The sequence below is a fragment of the Marinobacter xiaoshiensis genome, assembly GCF_031631795.1.
Lineage (GTDB): Bacteria > Pseudomonadota > Gammaproteobacteria > Pseudomonadales > Oleiphilaceae > Marinobacter > Marinobacter xiaoshiensis.
Map to the genome: position 1 here is coordinate 52,883 of NZ_JAVMBO010000015.1, position 12,215 is coordinate 65,097.

Here is a 12,215-nt window from a genome sequence, read left to right on the forward strand (position 1 = left end):
AACGGATGCAATGATACCCCGTTTATCATAATAAAAAAGGCCGGCTTACCCTTAGTCAGCCGGCCTGTGGAGTCATGATACAGCCTTAATCAAATATCAAGATAATCCATGATGCCCTCGGCTGCCTGGCGACCTTCCCAGATTGCCGTAACCACCAGATCAGAACCCCGAACCATGTCGCCACCAGCGAATATCTTGGGATTGCTGGTCTGGAAACCAAACTCTGCCTTTTCCGGGGCGGTGACCCGGCCCGATTCGTCGATGTTAATTGCATGGTCAGCAAACCAGTCGGCCGGGCTGGGCCGGAAGCCGAAAGCCACGAGCACGGCATCGGCTGGAATGACTTCTTCGCTACCGGGAATCACTTCCGGGCGGCGACGGCCGTTTTCATCCGGTTCACCGAGCTGCGTCGATACTACTTTTACACCTTCAACCTGACCCTCACCAACAATGGCAATGGGCTGGCGATTGAACAGGAATTTTACCCCCTCTTCTTTGGCGTTGGACACCTCTCGGCGTGAGCCCGGCATATTTGCCTGGTCGCGACGATAAGCACAGGCCACACTCTCCGCCTGTTGGCGGATGGAGGTTCTGTTGCAGTCCATCGCGGTATCACCGCCACCGAGTACCACCACCCTCTTGCCTTTCATATCAATGAAGTCAGCAGCATCTCTTTCGAAACCTAGACGACGATTCACATTGGAGACAAGGAAAGGCAAAGCATCGTAAACACCCGGAAGGTCTTCCCCCGGGAATCCGCCCTTCATGTAGTTATAGGTACCCATACCCATAAACACGGCATCGTAATCATCAAGGAGTTCCTGCATCTGCACATCCTTACCCACCTCGGTGGACAAGCGGAACTCTACACCCATTTCTTCAAAAACCTGGCGCCGGCGGGCCATAACGGACTTTTCCAGTTTGAATTCGGGAATGCCAAATGTGAGCAGACCGCCGATTTCCGGGTAGATATCGAACACCACTGGCTTCACACCGTGGCGAACCAGCACATCGGCACAGCCAAGGCCTGCCGGGCCAGCGCCAATTACCGCCACCTTTTTATCCGTCCACTTGACCGCAGACATATCCGGCTTCCAGCCCAAAGCAAACGCCGTGTCGGTGATGTATTTTTCAACCGAACCAATGGTCACGGCACCGAAGCCGTCGTTGAGGGTGCAAGCACCTTCGCACAGGCGGTCTTGCGGGCAAACACGGCCGCAGACCTCGGGTAGTGAGTTAGTTTGATGACACAACTCAACCGCCTTCATGATGTTGCCTTCCGCAACCAGCTTCAGCCAATTGGGAATGTAGTTGTGAACCGGGCACTTCCACTCACAATAGGGATTGCCGCATTCCAGACACCGGTGGGACTGGGATGCTGCGCTATCTGCAGTGAACGGGTGGTAGATTTCACCAAACTCCTTTTTGCGTTTCTTCGCAGGGACTTTTTTCGGATCTGCCCGCCCTACTTCTACAAACTGAAAATCGTTACTAAGTCTTTCTTTCATGTTGGCGCTCTCATCAACTCAATTTCGACAGGGGCTGCACCACTCGGCAACCCTGAACCCTCGCAAGTAACCAGCTTAAAAACACAGCGCTTATTCAGGGCGCGCACGGGTACTTGCCAACAAGCTGCGCAAACTTGCAGCCTTGGGTTTCACCAGCCAGAAGCGGCCAATGTAGTCGTCGAAATCTTCAAGAATATGCTCGGCCCAAACACTGCCGGTTTCCGATATGTGCTCACGAATCACGCTGCGCAGATGGTTGCGATAAGCTTCCATTTCTTCACGGGAAATACGCTGTATTTCCACCAACTCGTGGTTGTATTTGTCTACAAACGTGTTGTCCATATCCAGCACATAGGCGAAGCCGCCCGTCATACCGGCACCAAAGTTGGGGCCTGTAGAACCCAACACGGTAACCAGTCCGCCGGTCATATACTCACAGCAATGATCGCCGGCGCCCTCAACAACTGCATGGGCGCCAGAGTTGCGTACTGCGAATCGCTCACCGGCGGTGCCAGCCGCAAACAGTTTGCCGCCGGTGGCTCCGTAGAGGCAGGTGTTACCGATGATCGCGGTCTTCTGGGACCCGAAAACACTGCCGCGGGGTGGCTTGACGACCAGTTTGCCGCCAGTCATGCCTTTGCCCACATAGTCGTTAGCATCGCCCTCAAGAATCAGATTAAGCCCGCCAACGTTCCAGACACCAAAGCTCTGGCCCGCAGTGCCCACAAGACCCAAGGTTATTGGCGCGTCTGCCATTCCCTGGTTGCCGTGCTTTGCCGCAATCTCACCGGCAAGTCGCGCACCAATCGAGCGGTCGCAGTTAGTGACGCGATAATTCCAGGCACCACCGGTTTTGCCTTCAATGGCCGGAGCAATGGCTTTCAGCATCTCTTCCGCCAGCAAGCCCTGGTCGAATGGCACATTGCGCTCGATCTGGCAGGTTTGCGGCTTGTCCGCAGGAATGTGATCGTTAGACAGCAACCTAGAGAGGTCTAGCTGTTTCTGGCGCTCGGTATCGCCAGGCAAACGAACGAGAAGATCCGTTCGGCCTACAAGCTCTTCCAGCGTACGCACGCCCAACTTGGCCATCCACTCACGGGTTTCTTCCGCGACAAAGCGGAAGAAGTTCATGGCCATTTCCACGGTGCCTTTGAAGTGCTCTTCCCGCAGGTGCTCGTTCTGGGTGGCAACACCGGTAGCACAGTTATTCAGGTGGCAGATGCGCAGGTACTTACAGCCCAAAGCCACCATGGGGGTGGTACCAAAGCCAAAGCTCTCGGCACCAAGAATAGCGGCCTTTACCACATCCAGGCCGGTTTTGATGCCGCCATCTGTTTGCAGCCGAATCTTTCCACGCAAGTCGTTGGCGCGCAGCGCTTGCTGGGTTTCGGTCAACCCCAGCTCCCACGGTGAGCCGGCATAGCGAATCGATGCCAGAGGGCTGGCCGCCGTGCCTCCGTCATAGCCGGATACGGTAATCAGGTCGGCGTAGGCCTTGGCTACACCTGCTGCAATGGTGCCAACACCCGGTTCTGAGACGAGTTTTACAGAGACCAGAGCTTGTGGATTAACCTGTTTGAGGTCAAAGATCAGCTGCGCCAGATCTTCAATGGAGTAGATATCGTGATGCGGCGGTGGCGATATCAAGGTAACGCCGGGCACAGAGTAGCGCAGTCGTGCGATCAACTGGTTGACCTTGCCACCGGGTAGCTGTCCACCCTCGCCTGGCTTGGCTCCCTGAGCAACCTTGATCTGCATAACATCGGCGCTGCGCAGATACTCTGCGGTTACACCAAAGCGGCCGGAGGCCACCTGCTTGATCTTGGAGCGCTTTATGGTGCCGTGGCGAACCGGGTCTTCACCGCCCTCACCGGAATTGGAACGGCCGCCAAGCGTGTTCATAGCCACGGCTAAAGCTTCATGAGCTTCTGGCGACAAGGCGCCAAGGGACATGGCAGCCGAGTCGAACCGGGGAAAGATTTGCTCCACTGGCTCAACAGCTGAAAGCTCGATGGCTTCTATACCTTCACGAAACCCGAACAAATCCCTGATCGTCGCGACCGGGCGCTCATTGACCAGCGCCGCGTATTCTTTGTAATGCCCGTAGCTGCCACTGGTTACCGCTTCCTGCAACTTGGTCACCACATCCGGGTTAAAGGCATGATACTCCTGCCCATGGATGTATTTCACCAAACCGCCCGGGGTGATGGGCTTGCGCGGCTTCCAAGCTGTCGCGGCCAACTGCTCCTGGTCTTGCTGCAAATCGAAAAAGCCTGCTCCCTGAATTCGGCACGGAACGCCTTTGAAGCACAGATCTGCAACGTCATCAGCCAGACCAATAGCCTCAAAAAGCTGGGCGCCCCGATAAGAGGCAATGGTGGAGATGCCCATTTTGGACAAGATCTTCAGCAGGCCCTTGTTGATCCCTTTGCGATAGTTGTTCTTCGCCTCGATAGGATCCATCAACAACTCTCCGGTGCGGATCAAATCATTCAGTACCTGATATGCGAGGTAGGGATAAACCGCGGTAGCTCCAAAGCCCAGCAGCACAGCAAAATGATGGGGGTCCCGCGCCCAGCCAGTTTCCACGATGATATTGGAATCACAACGCAGACTCTTTCCGGACAGGTGGTGGTGAACCGCGCCTGTCGCCATCAATGAACTCACCGGCAGCTCACCCTGCCTCAAATCCTTGTCTGAAAGAATAAGTAGTACCTTGCCGCTGCGAACAGCTTGCTCAGCCTCATCACAAATGCGGCGAATTGCCTGCTCAAGCCCCTGCTCCGGCAGGTAGTTCAAGGAAATCCGTGCCACGGCGAACCCCGGGCGCTCATTGTTGGCGATGCGAAGAAACTTGGCTGGAGACAAAACCGGTGTCGTCAGGATAATTCTGTCTGCATGCTCTGCGGTCTCCTCAAAGACATTACGCTCGGCACCCAGACAGGTTTCCAGCGACATCACAATGGCTTCGCGGAGGGGATCAATCGGCGGGTTGGTTACCTGTGCAAACTTCTGGCGAAAATAATCTGCCACGTGCCGAACCTTGCTGGACAATACCGCCATGGGCGTGTCGTCTCCCATGGACCCGACGGCTTCCTGGCCATTTTCCGCAAGTGGGCGAAGGATCTGGTCGCGCTCCTCATAAGACACCATAAACATTTTCTGGTGCACCAGAAGATCATCGGCATCCATCAACCGGAATTCCGGTGTCTCCTGGTTCAGTGTTGCCTCTACTCGCAGTGCATTTTCACGCAGCCAACGCCTGTAGGGCTGAGCCGTTTTGAGCCGCTGATCGATATCCCGGGTGTGCAACACTTCTCCGGTTTCCGTATCAATTGCCAACATCTGCCCGGGGCCTACCCGGCCTTTGGCGACCACGTCCTTTGGCTGGTAACCGTAGGTACCAATCTCTGACGCCAGGGTAATGAAATCATCCTTGGTAACTACCCAGCGCGCCGGCCTCAAACCATTTCTGTCCAGCATGCACACAGCGTAACGGCCATCCGACATAACCAGTCCGGCAGGGCCATCCCAAGGTTCCATGTGCATGGAGTTGTATTCGTAAAAGGCCCGCAATTCCGAATCCATGGTATCGACGTTCTGCCAGGCCGGTGGAATCATCATGCGCGCAGCCCGGAACAGGTCCACGCCGCCTGCCAGCAGAATCTCCAGCATATTGTCCATGCTTGAGGAATCAGAACCGGCAAGGTTCACAAGAGGCTGCAGTGTTTTCAGATCCGGCAGGTTTGGCGAGCTGAACTTGGCGGCACGAGCAATAGCCCAATTCCGGTTGCCGTCGATGGTGTTAATTTCACCATTGTGGGCCAGAAAACGAAACGGCTGAGCCAAGGGCCAGAGTGGCATGGTATTGGTGGAGAAGCGCTGGTGAAACACGCATATGGCTGTAGCGAAATCGGGATCACCCAGATCCTTATAGAAGTTCGCCAGATCCGCCGGCATCATCAGCCCTTTATAGGCAAGTGTGCGATGGGAGAGACTGCAGATATAAAACTCGGAATCATCCGCCATATCCCGCTCGGCATGGCGGCGCCCAACAAACAGGCTGATGGCAAATTCCTGCTCAGTCTTGCCTGCAGGCGTTACATAAACCTGCTCTATCCGGGGCATGCAATCCAAAGCCATTGGCCCAAGACAGCCGTCATCTACTGGCACTTCCCGCCAGCCCATAACTTCAAGGCCTTGGTCGGCCAGACACTTTTCCAGAACTAATCGGCCTTTTGCAGCTTTACCGGCATCCTGACTCAGAAACACCTGGCCTACGGCGAATAAGCCTTTGGGCTCTTGGCCGAATGCTTTTTTGGCCGCTTTCTTCAGAAAAGCTTGAGGACTTTGTATCAGGAGGCCGCAACCGTCACCGGTTTTGCCATCGGCCGCAATACCACCTCTGTGTGTCATGCAGGTGAGCGATTCTATGGCTGTTTGCAGCAGTTTGTGACTGACCTCGCCTTTCATGTGGGCGATTAGTCCAAACCCGCAGTTATCTTTGAACTCGTCGGGGTGATACAGACCTGATTTCATAAGCGCCCTCTTGCATATTTATGCATCTTTATCGGCGACTTTGCACCAACAAAGTGCACAAAATCCGCCGACGCTAAAAAAATGGGGCAGCGATTATACGCACGTAAAAATACGTACACAAACACATTTTATTTTATATTTTCTGAAAGGAAACAGAGCAGTTAAGCTTTTCTCTTAAGAAACAGGAAGTTGCCCTGTGTTATCGGCAGGTCATAAGGCTTCGATTGTTCGCACCCAAGGCGTGCCCGATATCAGTGCACGGGGCAAAGTGGACGCAGCCTTCTGAGCCTCTTCCTTGGTTGCGTAGCTCCCATAAAGAACCATGAACCAAGGCTCGCCCTTACGCGCTCCCCTGGTATAAACCAGCTCAGGGAGAGAGGGGTTGCGAGCAATAACATTCAGTGCCGTTTGCTCCAGATTTCCAGCCACCAACTGGATGGTCCAACCCTTACTCCGGCTGCGTATTTGCTCAACGCCTACATATTTACTGGCATTTTTTGGAACGAAGTCAGGCTCAGGCTCAGGCTCAGGCTCAGGCTCAGGCTCAGGCTCAGGCTCAGGCTCAGGCTCAGGCTCAGGCTCAGGCTCAGGCTCAGGCTCAGGCTCAGGCTCAGGCTCAGGCTCAGGCTCAGGCTCAGGAATAGGTTCCGCCAGGGCCAGAGTTTCTGTCAACACCGGAATATCTTCCACTGGAACCACATTTTCTGGAGTTTCTGGGCCAATGGTAATGCTTCTGCGAACGCGATCAGGCTCTGGAAGCGTTTCACTATCCAGAGCTACCGTTTCATCATACTGCTGGGACACGAACCACCAGGAAGCTCCCAGAATCAATAGGGCCAACGCAGGCAAGCGGAACTGTTTGAAATCGATACGCCTGGTCTTTCTTTGCCTGGAGGCATCAGACACGATATCCAGCCAAATACCTGGCGTAACCCTTTTCAACCGAGAGAAACTCCCCTGGCTGAGATCGTGTATCCGCGCAAGGCGAGCAGGACTCAAAAGTTCACTCACCTTACCTCCCGCGTTATGGACGCGGGGCTCAAGATAGGAGAACACTTCTTCCCGGGTTAGTGGTCGCAAATGGACCTGATGCACAGAGGTGGACGAGTCATCGAGGCCAAGGAGTGTAACCAGGCGGTCTTCCCCAACGAAAACCGGGACTGCCGCCTTGGCTCGATCTGCTGCCAAAAACCCGTCGAGGATTAGCCTGAGAAGCTCTGGAGGAGCCCGGTCAGCATCATCAATAAGCAGCACCATACGCTGCCCTTTACCGACTCTGGTTTCAGACCATCGAAAAAAACGATACACGGCCTCTCGCGGGTTATCATCCGCTCCAACACCAGAACGGGCAATCTGCCGGAGATCTTTTGCAAGCGCATTAGCACTGACCATGGCTGCAGAAGAAATGCGATGAAAACCCAATCGTGACGATTCACTGCGAACCAACTCTGCCAGCAACCGGCTTTTTCCAGACCCGGGGCCGCCGGTGAGTAAGAGAGCCATGTCGCCAAACCCACATAGATGGCGCAATGCCTCCAAGGCGTGGTGACGCATACCATCCGGAAAGAACGGCGTGTCCATCTCCAGCGGATTACCTCTCAGGCCATACCGCTGCTGCAAACGGGGGAACAAGCCTCCTCCATCCAGGCTGTTGAAGCTGTCGTCAGTCACAAAAGACCCCTACCGTTCAATGTTACGCGCCCCGCTCAGTTATCCTGATAACAAAAGGCGTTTAGTGTTGCCTTAAGATTTTCTGGAGAGGCTTCGGATGTGACTTCCGCCTCTCCGACAGCCTTAAGCAACACCAACCTCAACTTGCCATCAACATTCTTTTTGTCGACCGCCATAAGGCTCATAAAGTCCGCAGGGGTCATTTGTTCGGGCGGCTGCGAAGGAAGCCCTGCTTTGAGAACGATGCGCACAACCCGGTCATAATCAGCCCGGTTTATCGATCCCTCACGTAAAGACAAGTCGGCAGCCATTATCATGCCAGTGCCTACAGCCTCTCCATGAAGCCAGTTGCCATAGCCGGCGAAGGTCTCAATCGCATGGCCAAATGTGTGACCAAGATTCAGCGTAGCTCGAATTCCACTTTCCCGTTCATCCTGACCGACCACATCTGCCTTGCACGCGCATGAGCGAAATATAGCTTCTCCCAGAGCCTCGCTGTCAAAAGCGACCAGCTGGCCCATTGCCTGCTCCAGCCAATCAAGAAAAGCAGTATCGCGAATAAGTCCATATTTAATGACCTCTGCAAGGCCAGCAGACACCTCCCTCGGCGGTAAGGTTTGCAGCGAATCTGTATCAATCAGCACCACTTCCGGCTGATGAAATGCACCAACCATGTTCTTCCCGAGCGGATGGTTAATTCCGGTTTTTCCACCCACAGATGAATCCACCTGGGACAGCAGCGTAGTGGGAATTTGTATGAATGGAACACCTCTCTGATAGCAGGCAGCTGCGAATCCTGTCATATCGCCGATTACACCACCACCGAGTGCCACCAACGTAGTTTTACGGGTGTGCTGATTTTCCAGAAGGGCATCAAATATCAAATTCAGCGTTTGCCAGTCTTTATGCTTTTCACCATCAGGGAGTACCAAAGCATCTATTGTCTTTCCGGGAAAACTGGCTTTGGCTTTCTCCAGATACATGGGGGCAACCACATCGTTGGTTACGATCATTACCTGGGATCCGCCAACGTAGCCTGAAAGATCAAACTCACCCAGCATGCCTTTACCGATTATTATCGGATAACTACGCTCACCCAACTCAACCTGAAGTTCGTGAAGCAGCTTATACATGATTGCGACCCTCCTTTCGCACCTGCCTTTGTTGTCGCGGTGTTTTTGGGTTTATGCGATTAACAAGCTGCCGCACTACAAGACGGGGACTCTTACGGTCCGTGTGCATAATAATGTCTGCCAGCTCGGTATATAAGGGGTCCCGAACCGCAAACAAAGTCCGCAAAACACCTTCGGGATCATCATTCTGCAGCAAAGGCCGATTCCGGTCTTTGCGTGTGCGCTCTACCTGCTGCTCTATGGATGTTCTCAGGTAGACAACCACTGAATGTTTTTTCAGGAGAGCGTGATTTTCAGGGCGCATTACAGCCCCACCACCGGTAGCAAGTACCGTCTCAGGCTCAGCCGCAAGCTCTTCCAGCATCGCCGTTTCACGCTGCCGAAAACCCTCTTCCCCTTCTACATCGAATATCCAGGGAATATTTGCTCCACAACGCTCTTCTATGATCCGGTCAGTATCAAGAAACCTGTACCCCATCTCCCGGGCAAGCATACGGCCAATCGTACTTTTACCTGCGCCCATGGGGCCAATCAGGACTATGCGTTTGGGCAAAGACATAACTTCCGCTCAATAATGTTCAGGCGCGTGAGAATATCACAGGGCTGAAGATTGCATAAGCTTCGCCTGGGATCTCAGGTTTTCAGACACAAAAAAGCCGCCGGTTTATCGCGGCGGCTTTGCTGCTGACCCCTGTTACTGAATAAGGTCGTTCTTGATGATCTTCGGTGTGATGAAGATCAAGAGTTCACTACGGAGTTCGGTTACTTCCGTCCGCTTGAAAAGACGGCCCAGGTAGGGAATATCACCCAGGAATGGTGTTTTTGTGACCGTGGTTGAGTTGGTGGACTCAAAAATCCCTCCAAGCACAATTGTTTCACCATTGCCCACAAGCACCTGCGTTGTAATGGAGTTGGTATTAATCGCCGGACCCGCGTCAGTATCTTCGCCTCGGGAATCCTGATTAACCTCAAGGTCCATTATGATCTTGTCGTCAGGGGTGATCTGAGGAGTGACCTCTAGCGACAGCACCGCCTCTTTGAATGAAGTGCTGGTTGCACCGCTGCTGGAAGCTTCCTGATATGGAATTTCCTGACCCGACTTGATAGAAGCCGTCTGACGATCTGCAGTTACCACGCGTGGCTGCGAGACCACCTCGGCCTGACCGTCACTTTCAAAAGCGGACAACTCCATATCAATCAAGAAGTCCGTACCAATGTAACCAAAGGCTAGCGACCCTGCCGGGGAACGAATAGTGCCCAGGTCTACGTTAAGGTCAGACGGGAAGCCAAGAGCGCCGCTGCCGGCAATCGAGCTCAAGCCACCCTGTGAGCCGCCGACTACAACATTATTGTTTCCACTGTTTGCATTACCCCGGCCTGCTGCACCCCAGCGCACACCAAGCTCTTGAGCAACGTTATTCTGAGCGCGAACAATGCGAGCTTCGATGGAAACCTGACGAACCGTTATGTCCCAAGTCGAAACAAGACGACGGATTTCATCCAGTTTCTCAGTCGTCTCCCGAACACTGATGGTATTGGTGCGCGCATCTGAGGAAACGAAGCCTCTGCTCGAGATCAGCTCTTTATCTGCTTGAATAAGTGCAACTATGTCACTCGCCTTCGCGTAGTTAACCTGGATAATGTCCAAACGAACCGGCGCAAGCTCAGCAATCTGCTTGGTAGTTTCCAGCTCAAGCTTCTCACGGGCCGCAATCTCTTCAGCAGGTGCGACTAACAATACGTTGCCAATCTGACGCTTATCCAGCCCTTTGGTCTTCAGGATAAGATCCAGAGCCTGATCCCAGGGAACATTCTGCAGTCGCAGAGTAATGCTGCCACCTACCGTGTCACTGGCAACAAGATTCAAGCCGGTGAAGTCAGCAATCAACTGCAGCACTGAGCGCACTTCGATATCCTGGAAGTTCAGCGACAGCTTTTCTCCAGAGTAAGGGAACTTTTCCTCACGGCGGGTCTCAGCTTCTTCTTCGCTCAGCTTTTCAACACTCACCGTAAACTGACTACCAGACTGATAGGCAATGTAATCATAATTGCCTTCAGGGCGTATCTCGACCACCGCGTTGCCATCTTCGATGAACGTATCAACGCGGCTGACAGGTGTTGCGAAGTCGGTTACATCCAAGCGTCGGCGTAGATCGGCTGGCACGGCAATCCCATTCATCGTGAGACGGATTTTCCCGCCCAACTCAGACAGATCAACCGGCGTGCCTGGACTTCCAAGATCAACAATGACACGACCCTCGCCATTCTTTCCACGACGGAAATCTATGCCGGCCAATGTACCTGGTGTAGAAGCGGACTGTGACGCAGCTGCTGTTCCGGAAGTGTTAGTGGCAACAGAGCCAGCACCTGACTCACCACCGATTGTCATCACCAGCGAGTTGTTATTCCGAACTGTCTCGTAAGGCGCAAGCTCAACCAGATTGAAGATCAAGCGCGTACGATCCTTTGTCTCAACAACGGTCATGCTCTGGGCATTACCCGAACCGAGAGGAATGCTGCGGGTGTTAAGCCCACTGGTAGTGTCACGCAAATCCATCGCGATTCTTGCTGGTCGTTCAATGGTGTAACCCGATGGTTCGGGCGGTTGACCATCAAACTTAAGTGTCACTTCCAGGCGCTCTCCCGGTAGCGACGAAAACGACACGTCTTCCAGCGTGACCGCACTGGCCAGGCCGGATAACAACCCAAAAGCAATTAAGCTGACGTATACATTGAGTTTTCTGAACATCGCTAGCCTCGACCCCGAACTTTTTTGTGCATGCATTTTTCTTTCAGTTTTCATAAAGTCGCTCCTTAGCCAGCGTCTTCGTCCAGGGTCAGAGAGCGAGGACGCTCTACCCAGCCACCCCGGCCATTGGGAACGATTTCGATAAGCTCTATACGGGTTTCACTAACGCCAATAACCCGGCCATAGTTCTGCCCCATGAAATTCCCGGTACGAACCCGGTGAATACCCCCCGCATTGTCCCGAATCAGAGCAAACAGGTTTCCGGACACTCCCTGGAGCGTCCCCACCATGCCAAGATCCTTGAGATCAAAATTCTCCAGCACTTCTTTGGGGCGATCCAGATTGGGCTCAATATCACTTATGGGCTTTTCGTCAACCATAGTCAGCTGAACATCCAGTGGGGGCTCAAACGGAGCCCGCCTGTCTGCTGCAGAGTAACTGAACGCCTCGTATGCGCTAAACTCAGGCAATGGTTCGACATGCCCCCGAGGTTTGGCTCGGGTGTCTGCCATAAACTTGTCCAGATCGGAAAAACCGCTGCCCTGGGAGCAAGCTGTCAAGAGTGATACCAGACAAACACCCAGCCAGGCTTTTCCCGCATGCTTTGCTGCCATG

General features: G+C 53.7%; 7 protein-coding genes. All 7 read right to left on the reverse strand.

Annotated elements, in window-relative coordinates:
- Positions 1–89: 89 nt before the first annotated feature.
- Positions 90–1,508 (reverse strand): FAD-dependent oxidoreductase, encoded by a 1,419-nt coding sequence (locus RKA07_RS10925; protein WP_200204839.1) that lies wholly within the window; start codon positions 1,506–1,508, stop codon positions 90–92.
- 90 nt (positions 1,509–1,598) lie between these two features.
- Complete coding sequence (gene gltB, locus RKA07_RS10930) at positions 1,599–6,047, reverse strand: glutamate synthase large subunit (protein WP_310966336.1); 4,449 nt, start codon at positions 6,045–6,047, stop codon at positions 1,599–1,601.
- A 210-nt stretch (positions 6,048–6,257) separates the two neighbouring features.
- Positions 6,258–7,718 carry an SPOR domain-containing protein gene (locus tag RKA07_RS10935; protein ID WP_310966337.1) on the reverse strand — a complete coding sequence of 487 codons (1,461 nt, stop codon included), beginning with the start codon at positions 7,716–7,718 and terminating at the stop codon, positions 6,258–6,260.
- A 35-nt stretch (positions 7,719–7,753) separates the two neighbouring features.
- The gene (gene aroB, locus RKA07_RS10940; RefSeq protein WP_310966338.1) at positions 7,754–8,851 is read right to left on the reverse strand and encodes a 3-dehydroquinate synthase; all 1,098 of its coding nucleotides are present in this window, start codon (positions 8,849–8,851) and stop codon (positions 7,754–7,756) included.
- Positions 8,844–9,410 (reverse strand): shikimate kinase AroK, encoded by a 567-nt coding sequence (aroK, locus tag RKA07_RS10945; RefSeq protein WP_200204844.1) that lies wholly within the window; start codon positions 9,408–9,410, stop codon positions 8,844–8,846. The genes aroB and aroK overlap by 8 nt, the downstream gene beginning before the upstream one ends.
- Before the next feature lie 135 nt (positions 9,411–9,545).
- On the reverse strand, positions 9,546–11,600 hold the full coding sequence (locus RKA07_RS10950) for a type IV pilus secretin PilQ (RefSeq protein ID WP_310966370.1): 2,055 nt from the start codon (positions 11,598–11,600) through the stop codon (positions 9,546–9,548).
- A 65-nt stretch (positions 11,601–11,665) separates the two neighbouring features.
- Positions 11,666–12,214, reverse strand: coding sequence for a pilus assembly protein PilP (locus tag RKA07_RS10955; protein WP_310966339.1), 549 nt, complete (start codon positions 12,212–12,214; stop codon positions 11,666–11,668).
- Position 12,215: the final 1 nt, after the last annotated feature.

Coding starts and splice junctions, on each gene's coding strand:
- RKA07_RS10925 (WP_200204839.1), bottom strand. CDS start 1,508: ATGAAAGAAAGACTTAGTAACGATTTTCAGTTTGTAGAAGTAGGGCGG.
- gltB (WP_310966336.1), bottom strand. CDS start 6,047: ATGAAATCAGGTCTGTATCACCCCGACGAGTTCAAAGATAACTGCGGG.
- aroB (WP_310966338.1), bottom strand. CDS start 8,851: ATGTATAAGCTGCTTCACGAACTTCAGGTTGAGTTGGGTGAGCGTAGT.
- aroK (WP_200204844.1), bottom strand. CDS start 9,410: ATGTCTTTGCCCAAACGCATAGTCCTGATTGGCCCCATGGGCGCAGGT.
- RKA07_RS10950 (WP_310966370.1), bottom strand. CDS start 11,600: ATGTTCAGAAAACTCAATGTATACGTCAGCTTAATTGCTTTTGGGTTG.
- RKA07_RS10955 (WP_310966339.1), bottom strand. CDS start 12,214: ATGGCAGCAAAGCATGCGGGAAAAGCCTGGCTGGGTGTTTGTCTGGTA.